The following is a 17263-nucleotide window of genomic DNA, read 5'->3' on the forward strand; positions in this document are numbered from 1 at the left end:
ACGATGGTGTTGGTTTATGGTAACGTTTTCAAAAAAGGAAGCATTGAAGCATTGGAATTTACAGGGTGGCGTGTACTTAAATAACGGACAACTTGGAGGAATGCGTGATGCTAAAAAAACATGAAAAATTTTATTACGGCGGGGATTACAACCCTGAACAATGGGATGAATCTGTATGGAAAGAAGACATGCGGCTGATGAAAAAAGCCGGCGTCAATTATGTAAGCATCAACATTTTCAGCTGGGCAAGGCTGCAGCCGGATGAAGAAACATATGATTTTTCAACGCTCGATAAAATCATGGATATGCTTGCGGAAAACGGCATCGGGGCGGACCTGGCCACTGCAACTGCGGCACCGCCGGCATGGCTGTCGCGGAAATATCCCGATTCGCTTCCGGTTGACAAGGACGGGTCGCGCTTTTTGCCGGGGTCGCGCCAGCATTATTGCCCGAACAGCAAAGACTATGCGCGGCTTGCGGCGAAACTGGTCCGCAAAATTGCGGAACGGTACAAAAGCCATCCCGCGCTTGTCATGTGGCATGTGAACAATGAGTACGGCTGCCATATTTCCGAATGCTACTGCGATCATTGTAAGCACGCATTCCAGCAGTGGTTGAAAGAAAAATACGGGACGATTGAAAACTTAAACCAAAGCTGGTCGACCGATTTTTGGAGCCAGCGTTATTATGAATGGGAAGAAATCTGTCTGCCAGGGAAAACGCCGACATTCGCCAATCCGAAACAGCAGCTTGATTACAAGGCTTTTATGGATGATTCGCTTTTAAAGCTGTATAAGATGGAGCGTGATATCATCAAAAAATATACGCCGGATGTGCCGGTGATGACGAATTTAATGGGGCTACATAAACCGATTGACGGCTTTAAATGGGCGAAAGAAATGGATGTCGTGACATGGGATGCATATCCGGATCCTTTCGACCGTATTCCGTATGCGCAGTTTATGGCCCATGATTTAATGCGGAGTTTGAAAAAGCAACCGTTTTTGTTGATGGAACAGGCGGCGGGTGCAGTCAACTGGCGTGCGCAAAATGCCGTGAAAACACCAGGGCAGATGCGGCTCTGGAGTTATGAAGCGGCTGCGCACGGGGCGGACGGCATCATGTTTTTCCAATGGCGCGCATCCCAGGGCGGTGCGGAGAAATTCCATAGCGGGATGGTGCCGCATTCCGGGGATGAAGAAAGCCGGAATTTCCGGGAAGTAGTACAACTCGGCAATGAATTGAAAAATTTGGAAAAGGTAACGGGTTCAGCATATGCATCCGATGTTGCGATTGTTTTTGACTGGAAAAACTGGTGGGCGTTGGAACTCGATTCAAAACCTTCTTCGCTTGTAACCTATATCAAACAGCTTCTGCCGTTTTATAGGGTGCTTCATACCCAAAACATTGGTGTCGATTTTATTCACCCGGACGAGGCAATGGACCGGTATAAAGTGGTTTTCGCGCCGGCAAGTTACCGGGTGACAAAGACATTTGCGGATAAAGTAAAAGCCTATGTCGAAAACGGCGGTTATTTTGCCACCAATTTCTTCAGCGGAATTGCGGATGAAAACGACCGTGTGTATCTTGGCGGCTATCCGGGCGCGTACCGGGATATTCTTGGCATTTATGTTGAAGAGTTTGCGCCGATGAAAAAGGGGGCAGTACATCAAATCCGGACCGGGTATGGCGATGCGGCTATCCGCGTGTGGGAGGAAAAGATCCACTTGAAAGGCGCCGAAGCTTTGGCCTGGTTCAAAGACGGCTATTTGGCCGGGTCGCCTGCTGTCACCGCGCATCATTGCGGAAAAGGAAAAGCTTATTATATCGGGACACAGCCGGATGAACAATATTTGTCTTCTCTTTTAAAAGAAATTTTAAAGGAAGCGGATGTCCGGCCGGCATTGGATGCTCCTCGTGGTGTGGAAGTGGCAGTGCGCAAAAATGGGCATGAAAAATTTTTGTTCCTGCTGAACCATACGGATCAGGTTCAGTTTGTGGATGCTGGCGGCACGTATCCGGAACTGATTTACGGGCGCACTGAAGCAGAAACAGTCCGGCTCTCGCCCCGGGATGTGAAAATTTTGCAGGTAATTGAAAAATAGGAAGCGCCCGGATTGGAAAACTGCCCTTTGCCTACTCCAGAAAAACCGCCTGTTTTTAGAGGCCACTCCGGGTTTTCAAGTTGGATTGCCGGCGCTCGTCAGCCGTGCAAAGCGGCCATTCGAGACGTATCGGGGAAGAAACCCGGTGAACCGTTGAGCCGCAGTTCCGGCAGCACGGATACGAGAAATGCAATAGACGCCCATGCTGTAGCGGACATGTATCAGCAGAGGGATAAAAAACAGCAGGCATAAATTTCCAGGATAGAGATGTTGCAATTGCACATCAAAAGGATACGAACACGACCGCAACATCCGGCACAAAGCTGTACCGGATGTTGCGGTAATGCCTATCAAAAAGGATCCCCCGCGTCCCCGCGGGGGATCCTTTTATGCTGCCTGTTCTACGGTCTGTTTGCGTGTTTTCTTTTTTACCGGGGAAAGGCGGCGTTCAATCCAGCCCATGATAAAGTCGGCGGCGACAGCCATCAAGGCAGTCGGAATTGCACCGGCTAAAATAATGGATGTGCCATTTGAGACGCTGGTTCCGCGGACGATGATATCACCGAGTCCGCCTGCGCCAACAAATGTGCCCATGGCTGCAATCCCGATTGCAACCACGAGCGCGGTCCTGAGGCCGGCCATAATGACAGACAATGCAAGCGGAAGTTCCACCATCCGCATGATCTGGAACTTTGTCATCCCCATTGCCATGCCGGACTCAAGCAAAAATTGATCCACGCTGAGGATGCCGGTATACGTATTTTTTAAAATCGGCAAAAGCGAGTAAAGAAACAGGGCAAGTACGACCGTATTGGTGCCGAGCCCCATGACGAGCATCAGCATGGACAGCATCGCCAACGACGGAACCGTTTGAATGATATTGGCAAGGGTGAGAATCCAAGCGCTCAGCTTGCGGCGGCGGGCCATGAAAATCCCGAGCGGAATCGCGACGACCGCTGCAAACAGAACACCATATGCCGACATCAGGAAATGGCGGTAAAACTGTACCCATACATAGTTGCCGTTTTCCCCGTAATAATGAAGTACGCTTCTGATCGTTTCCATGATCACCCCTCCTCAAAGTAATGGTGTTTTTCCAGAAATTCTTTTGCCACCGTCGATGGTTCTTTCATTTCGACGTCACTTTCATAATTCAACTGCTGCATTGTTTTCGTATCAATTTTTCCAACAAGCTTTTGTAAAACTTTCCTGAGTTCAGGATGTTGTTTTAACGTGTCGTCCCGTACGACAGGGGAGGCGTCATACGGCGGGAAAAAGTGTTTGTCATCTTCCAGCATAACGAGGTTGTATGCATTGATCCTTCCGTCGGTTGAATAGGCAAGGACGACATCCGCCTTCCCGCTTTTGACGGCTTTGTAGACAAGCCCGAGTTCCATCGGGTACGTATTTCCAAAGGTAAATCCGTACGTTTTCACAAACCCGTCGTAACCGTCGCCTTTCCGTTTCAGCCAGGAATTATCCACGCCAAGCCGCAAATCTTTTGCCACTGGTTTTAATTGGGAAACTTTTGTCAAGTGGTCTTTGTCTGCTAAGGATTTGGTAACGGTAAAAGCATATGTGTTGGCAAATCCGAAAGAGTCGAACCATGTTTGGTGGAACCGTTTTTCAAATTGCTGTTTGACAATTTTTAATGCTTTTTTCGGATCGGTTACCGGTTCCATGCCGAGTGCGCCCGAAAGATCCGTCCCGGTGTAACGGACAGCGGAAATATTGATCTGCCCGCTTGTCATCGCTTTATGGAGCACAATCGACGAACCAAGATTATTGACCATATCGACTTTTATATCGGTATAATGTTCGATCATATCTTTTTCCATATAACCGATAATTTGTGTTTCTGTTGAGTTTGTCATGCCGATCTTTACGGACTGGCTGTCTGCGGCACTTAGGCCTGGCAGGGTGCAGCCGCCCGCAAAGATGCTTAAGCAGAAAATAAGCAAGAGGGCTGCTAACTTTTTCATGTGCCGTCATCCTTTCTAAGCGGCCTGTTTTTGTTTCCGGATACCTTTTGGGGTGGCAATCGTTTCGAGCTTTCCAAACAGATAGTCCACGATAAGCGCCAAAATGGTTACCGGTACTGCGCCGGCTGCGATCATTTCCGGCTGGTATAAATTGAGGCCGCTGAAAATATAGTCTCCGAGGCCGCCTGCACCGATAAAGGAAGCAAGGGTTGCCCAACTGATTAAGTAAACGGTGGACAGGCGGACGCCGGACATGATCACAGGGATGGCAAGGGGCAGTTCCAAATGGATCACTCTTTCCCATCCGGTCATCCCCATCCCGCGCCCTGCTTCCACCAGTTTTGGGTCAATCCCCTTTACACCGGTGTACGTGTTCCGCAAGATAGGCAGGACCGAATAGAAAAACAACGCCGCAATTGCGGGAAGCTTTCCGATGCCGAAGATCGGAATGAAGAAGGCTAAAATGGCAAGGCTTGGGAAAGTTTGGATAACGCCCGCTATGCCCATCACGATATGTGCCGCCCGCCGGTATTTTGTCAGCCAGATGCCAAGCGGAACAGCGACAACGATGCCCAGGATGACAGCCGTAATGGAGATATAGAAATGCTGCCATGTTTTGAACAACAGTTCGCTCCAGTTGGCTTCCATAAACTGCATGAAGGCTTCCATGATTTTTCCTCCTAACTGATGATTTCAGATACGGCTTCCTCTTCGCCCCAGATGGAGTCGTAAACGATATCGACAAGGCTTGCTCTCGTGACAATGCCAACAAGCCGGTGTTCATGGTCGACAACAGGCACGTATTTAATGCCCCGTTTTAAAATTTTCCGGACGGTATCGCGGATGAGGGTATCTTTTTCCACTGCGATTAAATTCGTTTCCACCATGTCTTTGACAAGAACCGGTTTCCTGCGGTTTCGATCGATGATTTCGACATCGATATAGCCGAGGAGCACTTTCCGGCTGTCCACGACAAGCAGGGAGTCAACCCGCCGTTCTTTCATGATTTGGATGGCTTCTGTTAATGTTTTATCGCCTGTGACTGTAACGGCTTTCGGGCTCATGATTTGTTCAACGGTCTGGATATTCGGCCGGGCCTGAAGCAGCCGTTCTTTGCCGATAAACGTTTCCACAAATTCGTTGGCCGGTTCGCGGAGAATTTCATCCGGCGTGCCAGTTTGGACCAGTTTGCCGTCGCGCATGATGACAATCTGGTCGGCAAGTTTAATTGCTTCATCCATGTCGTGGGTGACAAATACGATGGTTTTGCCAAGTTCCTTTTGCAGCTTTTTCAGTTCTTCCTGCAGGCTGTCGCGTGTAATCGGATCGAGCGCGCCAAACGGTTCATCCATTAAAATGAGCGGCTGGTCTGCCGCCAGTGCCCGCAAAACGCCAATACGCTGCTGCTGGCCGCCGCTCAATTCATGCGGGTAACGGTCCAAAAATTCTTCAGGCATATCTACGAGCTGGAGCAGTTCTTTGGCCCGCTCCCGTTGTTTTTCTTCAGGCCATTTCAGTAATCGCGGGACAAGAGAGATGTTTTGCTGGATTGTCATGTGGGGGAATAAACCGATTTGTTGAATCACGTACCCGATTTCTCTTCTGAGTTTGACGGGGTCCGTATTTTTGATGTTTTTGCCATTGATATAAATGGTACCCTCTGTTGGTTCAATCAACCTATTGATCATTTTCATCGTGGTCGTTTTACCGCAGCCGCTCGGGCCGATAAAAACGATAAAGCGGCCGGATTCGAATTCGAGATTCAAATCGTCCACGGCGCGTTTGCCGCCCTTATAAATTTTCGAGACGTGGTCAAACTTTAACAATTTTCGCACCTCCAGTTTTTTGGTTAAAGATTGGTTACAATATTAGTATAACGTAAAATTTGTAAAATGAAAAGTTTACGTATTGTACTTATTATATAGATGATATATATTGTAATTGAAGGCGATTTGTTATTCATTTTTTACGGTACCTTTTTCCGGCATTTGAAAAAGCGACCAAAAGGAGCATTTCTAAGAGATGGAAGAAAAGACGTTGGACAAGGTTGTCCAGGCGAAGGAACAATATATCGAAAAAATTGCGGACCATATTCGTGCTTTCGGCATCCCGCCAATCGTCGGGCGTGTCCTCGGCATTATCTATATGAACCACAGGCCGATGACACTCGATGAATTGTCCCAGGCAACAGGCATGAGCAAGACAAGGATGAGCCAGGTAGTCCGCGAAATGGTCGATATGAATATCGCAGAAAAAGTGTTTGAAAAAGGGGTCCGGAAAGATCTTTACAATGTCGGCCTCGATTTTTACGACACGTTTGTTACCATTTTCACGTCCAATTTGCAGAAAATCATTCACCGCAACAAATTTTTTGAAAAAAAATTTGCGCGTGAATTGGCAGAACTGAAGGCCAATGAAGAACTGCCGCCGGAAATGAAAAAACAGCTGAATAACTTCTTAAATGAACTCGGCAATCTTGCAGAATATTATGATTGGCTTTCGCGGCTTGTGGATTTTTTTGAGAGCGGAAAAATTTTTGAATATGTACCAAAGAAAAAACAGGGATAAACGGAGGCTGGCCCATGAGTACAGAAAAAGAAAAAATGATTGCCGGGAAGTTGTACAATGCGGGAGACCCGGAACTCGCGCAGGCGAGGCTTAATGCAAGACGCCTCGTCCGTACGTTCAATGAAACGGACGAAACCGATTTGGAAACCCGGACAGCATTGTTGAAAAAATTATTCGGTTCGACGGGGGAATGCCTCTTTATCGAATCTGATTTCCGCTGCGATTACGGGTTTAACATTCATGTCGGGGAGAATTTTTATGCGAATTTCGATTGTGTCATTCTCGACGGGGGGCCGGTTGAAATCGGGAAAAACTGCATGCTGGCGCCGGGTGTCCATATTTATACGGCAACACATCCGCTTGATGCAAAAACGCGCGTGTCCGGCCTGGAGTTGACCAAACCGGTGAAAATTGGCGATAACGTCTGGATCGGCGGACGCGCGGTGATTAACCCGGGCGTTACGATCGGCAACAACGCGGTGATCGCTTCCGGAGCCGTCGTGGTCAAAGATGTGCCCGACAATGCAGTCGTCGGCGGAAACCCGGCGCGGATCATCAAGATGGCGGAATCATAAGGGAGGCGGCGCCTTCCTTTTTTGTCGATGCAAGAAGGGATGCAAGCCTGGTATCAACGAAACGCCATGGGAAACCCGGGAAGTTGGGAAAAGCCGGGAGAGCAGTTAAAGCCAGGGAAAAGAGAGGACGTGAAAAAAACACTCTCAAAATTGGGGTTATGTAAACATAGCCTATCGAGTGACCAGAATCAGTGAAAACTGGCGGCCATCAGTAAAAAAACAGCGGAATGTCAACCATAACAAGCCACCCTGCGGTCAAGGTGGCTTGCCCCTTAATCTTTTTGCCTGGGTGAAACGGCAGCCCAGAGCGCTGCCCCGACAAATGCAGCTATGGCGGCTGATGCAGGCGGATATTTGCTCATCTTGACATAATAACTGTTTCTGCGCATCCAGCCTTTATTCGTGCCCCGTTCATGCAGGCCGTAACCCGGATGGTAGAGGGCGCTGTCCGCTTTCGACTTTGACGGCCGGTCGCTGTGCTGCGTCCGGTACATGGTCAGCTCCATTAATTTATCCATGAACCGTGGCAAGAAGCGGCCTAAGACTGCGACTATTTTTGCCTGCGATCCGACATACATATCCCGCTTCGGGTGCTCGGCTGCAAACAGGATGGCTTCCGCGACGGCTTGAGGCGGGTAAATCATGGACATATAATGCGCCGGTTGTTTCTTAAGGTAGCTGCGCGTATGCTCATTATACGGCGTATCGATCCGGCCGGGGTGAACGAGCGTAATCGAAACGGGCGCATGCTCTTTTTCAAGTTCCATCCGGATGCTTTCCGTAAAACCGTGCAACGCAAATTTAGAGGAAGCATAGGTGGACTGGATGACGGTTCCGCGGTCGCCGAACAGGCTGCCGATATTGATCACAGCGCCGGGCACGCCGCGGCTTTTGTAATGCTGGACGGCTAACCTTGTCCCGTATACGGCGCCCCAGAAATTCGTGTCATACATGCGTTTCATGTCTTCAATGCTGACGTCCATCGCTTCGCCAAAAATCGAAACGCCGGCATTGTTCACCCAGGTGTCAAAGCCGCCGAACGTTTTAATGGCGGTTGCCGCAATATGCTTCACATCTTCTTCGCGGCCGACATCCGCCCGCACCCAGATGGCGGAACTGCCATTATTTTTTAACTCATTGGCAAGAATTTTCAACGCGTGCTCATTCCTTGCCGCGAGTACAAGCCGTGCGCCGCGGGCTGCAGCCATTCTTGCGGTGGCAAGCCCGATCCCGCTCGAAGCGCCGGTGATCACGATGACCTGGTCTGCCAGTTTTTTCAGTGATAATGGTTTTTCCATACTGGCATCCATACTGCCGTTGCCTTGTTGTACATAAGATTGGTCCAATGTATGCCCTCCTTGAAGTTTTTTTGCTGTGTTTCGTAATATATCTATACCCTGATTGCGGTTATTTTTGCAGCAGCAGGATTTGGAAATGGGAGGTTCCGGAATTGAAAAAGCAGGGAAGGCGCGGTTGGGCTTTTTTTAAGGGATGCATGGGAGAAATTGCTGAAACCGCGATTGCGGAAATCATTTGGAGAGTATTGGCTTCCTTGGCCAAAATCGTTGCCCGGTTCGCGCTACATGGATGGAATAACAGAAAAACCTTGGAAAATCCAAGGTTTGAATGGAGCACGATGCTGTTTTTAAAAATCTGCCTTTTAAAATGGATCATTATTTTCCGTTCCAGAGAAAGACTCAATGGCATGCTCAAGGGCGTTGTATGCCTGGCCGAATGCGCCTGCCGCCGAATCAGTACCTGCATGGCGGTGTTCCGGGATCGAATGCTTCGCCTGTTCGATCGCCGTAATGGCATCTTCAATCATCGTCCCTTTGTCCCCGTACTGCTGGCGGGCATCCTGAAGCTGCCGGATGCAGGCATCTAAATCTGCTGAATCGGGATGATTATAAGCGTTTTCGAGCTTTTCCTTCACTTGTTCCAAAATTTCCTTCATGATTCACACCCATTTCTGTAAAGAATACAAGGCTAGTCTTTCAAGTTGGGTTTCATTTTATGCAATATGGAATGCAAACGAGAAAGAAATTTCATCTTTTGCGCTGGAACCAGCCTGCCCTGGCGGCCGTTTCTGCCCGCGAACTGCCGCTCATCCTGCTTTGCCGCCCGGTTCAGGGGTCCAATAGGAAAAAAGCGGCCCGTTTTTTCCAAACACGGGATCGGTTTCCGGCATGCCGGTTTTGCGGATATTTTCGCGCAAGGTTTCATCTGCCCTCATTTGGGTATCATAATCCTGCCCGCCCGGATAACCCCCTGTCACCGCGAACCCGCCTCCTGACTCAATCCGTTTATGCCCGGTTCCGGCCGGCAACAGCACACAATCACCTTCAGAAATTGTAAAAATTTTACCTTGAGGGCCGCCAAGCTGCACTTTGGCATGGCCGCTCCGTACCGCAATCACTTCATGGGAATTGCTGTGGAAATGATGGTAAGGGAAAATGGTCCATACCCAGTTGTTTCCCCAATTATTTTTTTGAAACACTTTCTCAATTTCGTCTGTCCGTCCTTTAAAAACACCGTGGTAAATGAGCACAGGGAGAAACGGATTATTCGGAATACCGCCGTTCTCCTCAAAATAAAATGCAGAAACGTTATCGTTTGCTGCCGTGCTCCCTGCATCTTTGCCATCTGAAGCTGACATAAATGGAAGCAATCGTTTCATGGTTGTTTCCCCTCCTCTTTTAATCAGGTTTCATGATTTCCCGGCTTCTCGTTCATCTGCACGATACAGGCAGAATTTTCTTTTTGGTATGCTCCGCCCTTGTTATTGTTTTCCCCCCGCCTAACTATCGGAAACTTTCATTTTTTGCCAAAAATCCACGGGCTTTTTTAATAAAGGCCTCCATGGTGTAATGGGATACGGCAAAGCAAGTTTTTTTGGATACCCAACCACATCCTATCCTTTTTCCCTCTTACAGGCAAATCTTGTATAATAGTCTCAGAAACCATTCAGGAGGACGGCAGTTTGGGAAAAAAAGGATGGCTCGTAGTTTTATTGTTTTTCATTACGGCTGGTGTGCTGGGAATCGGTAACTGGTATTATCAGGCGAACACCGGAAAAACGATTGAAAAAGCACAGCAGCAATATAAAAAAGACTTGGCAAAAGAAAAGAAGCGCAGCCTGGAGGCAAAGGCAGCAAAGGAAAGCGCGGCAAAACAGATTTACGAAAAACATAAAGGGAAAGAACTGGTGTATTTGCCGGTCGGCTCCAGCCTGACAGCAGGGGATTTTGCAACGAAAAAAAGCAAAACGTATCCCGCTTTGTTGGCTGCGCGCATTCACCAAGGCCTTGGATATAAAGTGAAGACCATCAATGGCTACGGCAAGAGCGGGGCCGGCCTGAAGGAACATGGGGCAGACAGTCTTCCCCATATTATTTTCAATCATCCTGATCTTGTGACGATTGAGTTCGGTACATTTGATCTGAACCGGAATGCCAAAAACACTTACGTTTCTGCCGGCCAATTTAAGAAAGATCTCGAACATTTTGTGGATGAAATCAGAAAGAGTACCGGCAAGAAAACAAAAATCATTTTGCTCACCACCTGGAACAGCGGGCAGTTGTCTTTTACTTATGACCGCGCCATTGAAGAGGTGGGGAAAGCAAAGGGTGTTCCTGTTGCCAATATTGAATCTGTCTGGCTGAACCGTTCCGATACACACGGCCAGAAAGGAGAGAAAGCGGCCACGGGCAAAAGCGATGGCTGGCTTGCCAATGACAAAGGGCATAAAGAAATTGCAAATACGGTGTACAAAAAAGCGTATGGGCTGTTAAAGTAAAATACTGGCTGCTTTTCGGAAGGGCAACCCCCGGTCTTTTGGCAGGCGCTCAAGGATTGTGAATATATCGCCCTGTCTTTCAGAAGGCTATCTCTGAAAGACAGGGCTTCTTGCTGTTTCCGTATAAATCACCCCAGTGAAAAACGAATTGTTCGTAATATAAAACAATTTGTTCTCAATATATTTTTAAAAAGCAAGGAAAACAAAGGAATGTTGCGAAAAAGAAAGTATTTTGTTCGTCATTACGAAAAAATGGCGCCGCTTTCAGCTGCATTTATTTTGAGAGACAGTTGATGCAATGCCCATTGTAATTCGTTATCAAGAACTATCGAGATGCAAAAGGTTAACATGCCGTTTCCAATTGTGGTTTTATAAAGTTGGCGTTGCCGGCGTGGCCGGGAGTTCTTCACCGAGAAACGGATTTAGTACGGTGCTGCCTAATACGGCCACCCATGTTTTTAACGTTCTCGTTCCAGGAGTCCTCCTTTTTCTTATTGGTGCAGCGATGGCGCGCACCAGTGCCATAAGCTCCAGCTTCGGAAGGAATAGCGAAAGGCAGCAGAATAGGGCTGTCTGTTTTTTGTGATAAGATGGAAAAGACAATGCAGATGGGAGGGATTCAATTGAAAAAAATTGCCGAGGGCGTTGCGATGCTGGAAATCAACCTGAACCATTTTATCATTCACCCCACTTTGATCTGGGATGAACAGAAAGCGGTTTTGGTAGATGCCGGCATGCCGGGTTCGCTTGATTTGATCCGTGCAGAAATGGAGAAGGCGGGCGTGCCGTTTGAAAAATTGGACGCAGTTATTCTGACGCACCAGGATATGGATCATATTGGCAGCGTCCGGCCATTCCATTACGGTGTACGCACACGGGCTGGACAAGCCATATATCGAAGGGGAGAGGCTTCTGATCAAAGCGGATCCGGAAAAGATCGATCCGGCAAGATGGGAATCGATGCCGGAAGAAATGAAACAGATGTATTTGAATCCGCCGAAAGCGAAAGTGGACAAAGTGATCGGGGATGGAGAAGTTCTGCCTTTTGGCGGCGGAATAGAGGTGATTTTTACACCGGGGCATACGCCTGGCCATTGCTGCCTGTATCTTAAAAAGAGCAAAACATTGATCGCTGCGGATGCGATGGTTGCAGACAACGGCAAACTGCATGGCCCCAGACAGCAAGTCACGCCTGATATGGGAACCGCAATGGCTTCATTGAAAAAGCTGCTTGATTTTGATATTGAATCCGTCATCTGCTACCACGGCGGCCTGTGCCATGAAAATGTAAATGAACAGATTCGCAAGCTTGCAGAATGAAATAAGAGCGTGGCAAAAAAGCCACGTTCTTATTTCATAAGCCAAACCGATGGCGGGAAAAGATGCCGGACATGGGGAAGAAAAGTCCCTGTCTTTCTGTTTTTTCCTTTTCTGGTGTGGGCCGTTTTTTGTCGTTTTTGAGTCATATAGCGGCCGACCTTGCCCCGCAGCCTTCCTTTTCTGGTGCAGGCCGTATCGCCGGTGTGTGATATAAAATGGGTTTTGTTGCCGCTCATGTTCCGGGCGGCCTTGTCATCCTGCCTCTCCCCGTCTGCTCCAGGCGTCCAAATATTATGATTCAGGCAGTCTTCGTCCATATTTTCAGCCAGATTCCCGAGAAAATCCATCAATTCAACCGGTGGCTGCCATGCAATTGGCCCGAACTGCGTGCAATCTTTTACGCCTGCCCAGGGTTCGGGCAGTTCCGGCGGGCGGAAACGCAAAGGTCCGATTGGCGGTTTTGCATAGGGAATCCCTTTCCAGATTTGCACACCTTTTTCCTCGTATCCCTGGGCCTTTCCGAAAACGGTTTCAACAATTGCTGTCTTCATTTTTATTCTCCTTTCCGGAATGGATTTCTAAAGTATTCGACGGGAATGTGCAAATTTCCTTTCGGTTTTTTTTGAAAAATAGATTGACAACGAACGTACGATCTTTTATTCTGTTTATAGAATGTAAGTTCGGGTGAAGGGGTGCGAAAATATGGCAACCATCATAAGCAGCATTGGCCTAAAGGGAATAGAAGGATATTGTGTTCATGCCGAAGTGCAGATGATGTTGGGGTGCGGGTCCGGGATCACCATTGTCGGGTTGCCGGATGCTTCGGTGAAAGAATCTAAGGAACGAATACGGGGTGCATGTTCATCGATTGGATGTATGCTGTTCCAAAGCAAAACGATTGTCAATCTTTCCCCGGCAGACGAGCGGAAAAACAGTCCTGCACTTGATCTGCCCATTGCAATCGGGCTGATGGCAGAAAACCACTTTTTTCAAGCCAGAATTCCTGATCATACTGCCTTTTTGGGCGCGCTCTCACTGGACGGGTCTGTTCAGGCAGTGGCTGGGATGCTTCCGTATGTGATGGCAGCAAGGGGATTAGGCATGAAAAGATTGTATTTGCCAGCCTCTGCGGAACTTCCCTTTTCACAAATGGACGGGATGGATATTATATTTGTCCAGCATTTAAAGGACGTACTCGATTCATTGTCCGGAAAGAAGCTGCCGCCTGTCCGGAAAAAGAGGCAGCTGCAACCAGATGAGTATTCATTCGAAGCAGATTTCAGCATGATTCTTGGGCACCGGCATGCGAAAAAAGTACTGGAGATTGCCGCCGCCGGAAGCCACAATGTTTTAATGTACGGCCCGCCCGGAAGCGGAAAAAGTATGCTGGCTGAGGCTTTTCCTTCGATTTTGCCGCCGCTTTCGGAAACGTCTTCTTTTGAAGTGGCGGGACTCTATCAGCTTGCAAACGTGAAAAGGGGATTTCACCGGAAACCGCCGTTTCGCGCGCCGCATCACGCTTCATCTGCAGTTTCACTCGTCGGTGGGGGTTCCCGGCCGCATCCGGGTGAAATTTCATTAGCCCATCACGGGGTGCTGTTTCTCGATGAAATGGCCGAGTTTCCAAAAAGAACGCTTGATATGCTCAGGCAGCCGCTTGAAAACGGGAAAGTAACCATTAGCAGAGCCGCTTCCACGGTGACTTACCCTGCCCGGTTTATTTTGCTTGCGGCCATGAACTTGTGCCCATGCGGTTATCTTGGGTCGCCGCATGCGTATTGTACATGCACGCCAAAACAAATTCAAGCTTATCAAAACCGGATTTCCGGACCGCTGTTAGACCGCTTTGACATATTTTTGCCGGTTGAGACAGTACCGTTACTGGAAGAATCCGGGAAAATAAACGAAACTTCAGAACAGATCCGAACCCGTGTCACGGAAGCAAGGAAAAGGCAGTACGAAAGGTACGGAGCGGAAGTTTGTAACGGTACTGTGCCAAACGAAATCTTTCTACAAAAAAATCCGCTCGCAAACAGCAGCAGTTTAATGCTGAGGCAGTGGGCAAGCAAGGAAAACTTCAGCAGCCGGGCACAAATGAAAATTCTCAGGCTGGCAAGGACGATTTCAGATTTGCAAGGCAGCCGGGAGCTGTCAGAAGACGCGCTCTGGCAGGCATTGCAAATGAAAAGAAATCATCTTTTTGGAAAAAGAAAGGTGGATGCATATGCAACTTATGATGGAAGAAAAAGCGGAGTATTTGCCGCACGACCGCTTGTTTAAAGAACTTATCCAAACTTTTTTTGCAGATTTCATGGAAGCCTTTTTCCCGGAAGTAGCGCGGTGGATGGACTTTTCTGATGTGGAATTCCTCCAGCAGGATCTGTTTACAGACATCACAGCTGGTGAACAACGCAGAATTGATATTTTGGCAAAATTGAAATTAAAAGGGGAAGACACGGTTGTCCTCATCCATGTGGAACCGCAGTCTTATTATCAAATGGAATTTCCGGAACGGATGTTTATTTACTATTCCCGCATTTATGAAAAATATCGCTTGCCGGTTTTGCCAATTGCTGTTTTCAGTTATAATAAACGCAGGGAAACTCCTTCTCTTTTCACCGTAAGAATCCGCAACTTTGAGTCCATCCGTTTTCGTTATATGTCCATACACTTAATCAGGAAAAACTGGAAAGAATATATTCGAAGCAACAATCCCGTTGCGGCTGCACTGCTCAGCAAAATGGGGTATACAAAAAAAGAAAAAGTACAGGTAAAAGTAGAGTTCTTAAGAATGATGGCCCGCATGGAACTCGACCCGGCAAGAATGGCACTCATCTATGGATTTTTTGATTCTTATTTTAAATTAACGGATAAGGAGGATGAACTTGTGATGTCAAGCATTAAAAATCTGGATCCGCAAGAAGCCGACCAAATCCTGCGCCTGCCAAATTCCTTTTACGACAAAGGGTACAAAAAAGGGAAGGAAGAAGGGAAAGAAGAAGGAAAAGAAGAAGGAAAGGAAGAAGGATTGAAAGAGGGGTTGAAAGAAGGGGAAAGGAGAGCGGCATTAAGGATTGCCAAAAGAATGCTGGAAGAGAACCAGGATCTGGCATCAATCGCAAAATACACCGGGCTGGCAGAGGAAGAATTGAAAAAGCTGAAACAGAGCGGAGCAACCAGACTTAGGTGTGATCAATAAATACACTTACACTGGGTTGCCGGAAGAAGAAATTCAAAATTTTAAAATAGAACCGAGCAATCGGCTGCAATCGCATAAATTATGAGCATCCGTGGAAAACTAGCCGCATCACTTCAATAAGGATGTGGAGAGAGTGGAAAAAGAGAACGGACGTGTTGAGCCGACACTTGCGACTGGCCTTGACGACCAGGAAGAGCTCGACCAAAAAGCAACGCCGGAAGAAATAGCAAAAGGTGAATATACGAAAGTGGTCAGATTGTCTCTGGATGAAGCAGATCCAAGTAAGGGTGAAGATTAATATGGCATCGAATTTTTTGGCAGGCTTAATTGCCTCCATAACTGCATTTTAAATCGCGATCCCGTATGAAAGTCCGCTATGGCGGCCATTTCTATTGAAAGTGATGCAAACAGAAAAGGCGGAAACTTTGAAAAAATGGTGCAACAAACGGATTGCATTTAAGCAGGGTGAAGGCGGCCTTGTTCCGGGGCCGCCCGTGCCAATCATTTGATATCAGCCTTTTCAGCCGTGAGCTGTTCGATTGTTTCCATTGCTTTTGCAATTTGCGCCTTCGTAAAGCTGCCAAGCAGGCGAAAGGATTCTTCGGGTTTTGCGGCATATGCTGCGACTTTTTCAATGGCCGCGCCATGATTTTCCGTCACATGCAGTGTATCCAGATTATAAGGAAAACCGAGTTTTTGATACAACGGAAGCAGTTTTTTCACTTCATTGATATCGCCTGTTGCCGCTAATTGGACAAGGATGCCGTAAGCCACTTTGGAACCGTGCAGAATGGAATGCGTTTCCGGCAGGAAGGACAGCCCGTTATGGATGGCGTGGGCCCCAGCCATTCTTCCGTATTCGCCGGCAAAGCCGCCGACTGTCCCGGCTGCGCCAATGATAATTTCAACTATATTGCGGAAAGCGTCGGTTATCTTCCCTTCGTTTCGGTCGTGTAATGCCTGCTCACTGTCGCGCAAGATCCCTTCATAAATCGCTTTTGCGGAGCGGAGGCCGAGTTCGACCATCACCGGCAAATGTTTCATGGAACGGGTGATGCCTTCTGCTTCATACCATTTGGCTAAAGAATCGCCAATTCCGCCCAGCAAATATTCGGCCGGTGCGTTCAGGAGAATACGCAAATCGATCAGGGTTAAAAAGGCGGAACGTTTGTAATAAGCGACATGACTGAATGAGCCGTCTTCATGATAAACAGCGGATAAAGGCGTATAACCGGCACACGTTCCGGCTAGCGTTGGAACGAGCACGACTTCACAGTTGAGCAGTTCTGCTGTTCCCTTTGCCGTATCGAGCACTTTGCCGCCGCCAATCCCGGCGATGACATCTGCACGGCCTGCCTGTTCCGCCAGTTTTGCCATGTTTTTCTCACTTGCAGTATGATCGTACCGGAGTATCGGCCAGTTTTGCGGTATTGACGCAAATTTTTGAAATGCTTTGAATGATTTTACCCCGGTAATGACAACCGGATATTTGAATTCTTCCAGCTTTTCTTCCAAATATTTGGCTGCATCCTCTTCACATATGTATTGGTTTGGACCGCTTCTTATGACTTGGCTTAGACGCATTTTACAGGACCTCCGTGATATAAAAATTTGATGTATGTCCAGCTTACGCCTAAATAAATTATATTTCAATAATTTTTTTATAAATGTCATAAGTACAAACTCTATTTTTTACAGATACTGGTTATCAAGAAATC

The 17263-nt window shown here is 47.8% G+C and carries 16 protein-coding genes and 1 pseudogene; 8 read left to right on the forward strand and 9 right to left on the reverse strand.

The window, feature by feature from the left end; genetic code table 11:
- The first annotated feature begins 107 nt into the window (after nucleotides 1-107).
- Entirely contained in the window at nucleotides 108-2105 is a 1998-nt protein-coding gene (locus NSU00_RS02520; protein WP_340703362.1) for a beta-galactosidase, read from the forward strand.
- Between the two features lie 387 nt (nucleotides 2106-2492).
- Here the strand turns inward: NSU00_RS02520 and NSU00_RS02525 are convergent, their stop codons facing one another.
- The 4 genes from NSU00_RS02525 to NSU00_RS02540 are packed head-to-tail and all read right to left on the reverse strand — an operon-like array spanning nucleotide 2493 to nucleotide 5913.
- Entirely contained in the window at nucleotides 2493-3170 is a 678-nt protein-coding gene (locus NSU00_RS02525) for an ABC transporter permease (RefSeq protein ID WP_046721282.1), read from the reverse strand.
- Between the two features lie 2 nt (nucleotides 3171-3172).
- On the reverse strand, nucleotides 3173-4087 hold the full coding sequence (locus NSU00_RS02530; RefSeq protein WP_013858380.1) for an osmoprotectant ABC transporter substrate-binding protein: 915 nt from the start codon (nucleotides 4085-4087) through the stop codon (nucleotides 3173-3175).
- A gap of 15 nt (nucleotides 4088-4102) precedes the next feature.
- Entirely contained in the window at nucleotides 4103-4756 is a 654-nt protein-coding gene (locus tag NSU00_RS02535; protein WP_340703363.1) for an ABC transporter permease, read from the reverse strand.
- A gap of 11 nt (nucleotides 4757-4767) precedes the next feature.
- A complete protein-coding gene (locus NSU00_RS02540) occupies nucleotides 4768-5913 on the reverse strand; it encodes a betaine/proline/choline family ABC transporter ATP-binding protein (RefSeq protein WP_013858382.1) in 1146 nt (381 codons plus the stop codon).
- 196 nt (nucleotides 5914-6109) lie between these two features.
- On the opposite strand from NSU00_RS02540, the gene NSU00_RS02545 reads away from it, so the two are divergent.
- Together NSU00_RS02545 and NSU00_RS02550 are read left to right on the forward strand one after the other, a co-directional pair.
- Nucleotides 6110-6655 (forward strand): GbsR/MarR family transcriptional regulator, encoded by a 546-nt coding sequence (locus tag NSU00_RS02545; protein WP_340703364.1) that lies wholly within the window; start codon nucleotides 6110-6112, stop codon nucleotides 6653-6655.
- A 14-nt stretch (nucleotides 6656-6669) separates the two neighbouring features.
- On the forward strand, nucleotides 6670-7230 hold the full coding sequence (locus NSU00_RS02550) for a maltose acetyltransferase domain-containing protein (RefSeq protein WP_029142384.1): 561 nt from the start codon (nucleotides 6670-6672) through the stop codon (nucleotides 7228-7230).
- A gap of 272 nt (nucleotides 7231-7502) precedes the next feature.
- Here the strand turns inward: NSU00_RS02550 and NSU00_RS02555 are convergent, their stop codons facing one another.
- From NSU00_RS02555 to NSU00_RS02565, 3 genes are all read right to left on the reverse strand, one after another.
- Nucleotides 7503-8540 (reverse strand): SDR family oxidoreductase, encoded by a 1038-nt coding sequence (locus NSU00_RS02555; RefSeq protein ID WP_340703905.1) that lies wholly within the window; start codon nucleotides 8538-8540, stop codon nucleotides 7503-7505.
- 350 nt (nucleotides 8541-8890) lie between these two features.
- Entirely contained in the window at nucleotides 8891-9184 is a 294-nt protein-coding gene (locus NSU00_RS02560) for a hypothetical protein (protein ID WP_013858390.1), read from the reverse strand.
- A gap of 150 nt (nucleotides 9185-9334) precedes the next feature.
- Entirely contained in the window at nucleotides 9335-9907 is a 573-nt protein-coding gene (locus tag NSU00_RS02565) for a cupin domain-containing protein (protein ID WP_013858391.1), read from the reverse strand.
- Nucleotides 9908-10210: 303 nt separating this feature from the next.
- Here NSU00_RS02565 and NSU00_RS02570 point away from each other — a divergent pair, with 303 nt between their 5' ends.
- Both NSU00_RS02570 and NSU00_RS02575 read left to right on the forward strand, forming a co-directional pair.
- Nucleotides 10211-11026, forward strand: coding sequence for an SGNH/GDSL hydrolase family protein (locus tag NSU00_RS02570; RefSeq protein ID WP_118499522.1), 816 nt, complete (start codon nucleotides 10211-10213; stop codon nucleotides 11024-11026).
- 608 nt (nucleotides 11027-11634) lie between these two features.
- Nucleotides 11635-12346: pseudogene (locus tag NSU00_RS02575) on the forward strand (MBL fold metallo-hydrolase).
- Between the two features lie 29 nt (nucleotides 12347-12375).
- Here the strand turns inward: NSU00_RS02575 and NSU00_RS02580 are convergent.
- Nucleotides 12376-12897 carry a carboxylesterase family protein gene (locus NSU00_RS02580; RefSeq protein ID WP_340703365.1) on the reverse strand — a complete coding sequence of 174 codons (522 nt, stop codon included), beginning with the start codon at nucleotides 12895-12897 and terminating at the stop codon, nucleotides 12376-12378.
- Nucleotides 12898-13048: 151 nt separating this feature from the next.
- On the opposite strand from NSU00_RS02580, the gene NSU00_RS02585 reads away from it, so the two are divergent.
- The 3 genes from NSU00_RS02585 (at nucleotide 13049) to NSU00_RS02595 (ending at nucleotide 15843) form a co-directional block, all read left to right on the forward strand.
- Nucleotides 13049-14626 carry a YifB family Mg chelatase-like AAA ATPase gene (locus NSU00_RS02585; protein ID WP_340703366.1) on the forward strand — a complete coding sequence of 526 codons (1578 nt, stop codon included), beginning with the start codon at nucleotides 13049-13051 and terminating at the stop codon, nucleotides 14624-14626.
- Entirely contained in the window at nucleotides 14571-15545 is a 975-nt protein-coding gene (locus NSU00_RS02590; RefSeq protein ID WP_029142396.1) for an Rpn family recombination-promoting nuclease/putative transposase, read from the forward strand. The genes NSU00_RS02585 and NSU00_RS02590 overlap by 56 nt, the downstream gene beginning before the upstream one ends.
- A gap of 133 nt (nucleotides 15546-15678) precedes the next feature.
- Nucleotides 15679-15843 carry a hypothetical protein gene (locus NSU00_RS02595; protein ID WP_013858399.1) on the forward strand — a complete coding sequence of 55 codons (165 nt, stop codon included), beginning with the start codon at nucleotides 15679-15681 and terminating at the stop codon, nucleotides 15841-15843.
- 203 nt (nucleotides 15844-16046) lie between these two features.
- Here the strand turns inward: NSU00_RS02595 and NSU00_RS02600 are convergent, their stop codons facing one another.
- Nucleotides 16047-17129, reverse strand: a complete 1083-nt coding sequence (locus tag NSU00_RS02600; RefSeq protein WP_340703367.1) for an iron-containing alcohol dehydrogenase family protein — start codon at nucleotides 17127-17129, stop codon at nucleotides 16047-16049.
- Between the last annotated feature and the right edge of the window lie 134 nt (nucleotides 17130-17263).

Source organism: Weizmannia sp. FSL W8-0401 (genome assembly GCF_038009125.1).
Lineage (GTDB): Bacteria > Bacillota > Bacilli > Bacillales > Bacillaceae_C > Weizmannia > Weizmannia coagulans.

What these genes read in the sequence shown, in the direction of transcription:
- NSU00_RS02525 (WP_046721282.1), bottom strand. Translation starts at nt 3,170, where the DNA reads ATGGAAACGATCAGAAGCGTACTTCATTATTACGGGGAAAACGGCAAC.
- NSU00_RS02580 (WP_340703365.1), bottom strand. Translation starts at nt 12,897, where the DNA reads ATGAAGACAGCAATTGTTGAAACCGTTTTCGGAAAGGCCCAGGGATAC.
- NSU00_RS02600 (WP_340703367.1), bottom strand. Translation starts at nt 17,129, where the DNA reads ATGCGTCTAAGCCAAGTCATAAGAAGCGGTCCAAACCAATACATATGT.
- NSU00_RS02565 (WP_013858391.1), bottom strand. Translation starts at nt 9,907, where the DNA reads ATGAAACGATTGCTTCCATTTATGTCAGCTTCAGATGGCAAAGATGCA.
- NSU00_RS02535 (WP_340703363.1), bottom strand. Translation starts at nt 4,756, where the DNA reads ATGGAAGCCTTCATGCAGTTTATGGAAGCCAACTGGAGCGAACTGTTG.
- NSU00_RS02545 (WP_340703364.1), top strand. Translation starts at nt 6,110, where the DNA reads ATGGAAGAAAAGACGTTGGACAAGGTTGTCCAGGCGAAGGAACAATAT.
- NSU00_RS02530 (WP_013858380.1), bottom strand. Translation starts at nt 4,087, where the DNA reads ATGAAAAAGTTAGCAGCCCTCTTGCTTATTTTCTGCTTAAGCATCTTT.
- NSU00_RS02555 (WP_340703905.1), bottom strand. Translation starts at nt 8,540, where the DNA reads ATGGATGCCAGTATGGAAAAACCATTATCACTGAAAAAACTGGCAGAC.
- NSU00_RS02550 (WP_029142384.1), top strand. Translation starts at nt 6,670, where the DNA reads ATGAGTACAGAAAAAGAAAAAATGATTGCCGGGAAGTTGTACAATGCG.
- NSU00_RS02520 (WP_340703362.1), top strand. Translation starts at nt 108, where the DNA reads ATGCTAAAAAAACATGAAAAATTTTATTACGGCGGGGATTACAACCCT.
- NSU00_RS02590 (WP_029142396.1), top strand. Translation starts at nt 14,571, where the DNA reads ATGCAACTTATGATGGAAGAAAAAGCGGAGTATTTGCCGCACGACCGC.
- NSU00_RS02585 (WP_340703366.1), top strand. Translation starts at nt 13,049, where the DNA reads ATGGCAACCATCATAAGCAGCATTGGCCTAAAGGGAATAGAAGGATAT.
- NSU00_RS02560 (WP_013858390.1), bottom strand. Translation starts at nt 9,184, where the DNA reads ATGAAGGAAATTTTGGAACAAGTGAAGGAAAAGCTCGAAAACGCTTAT.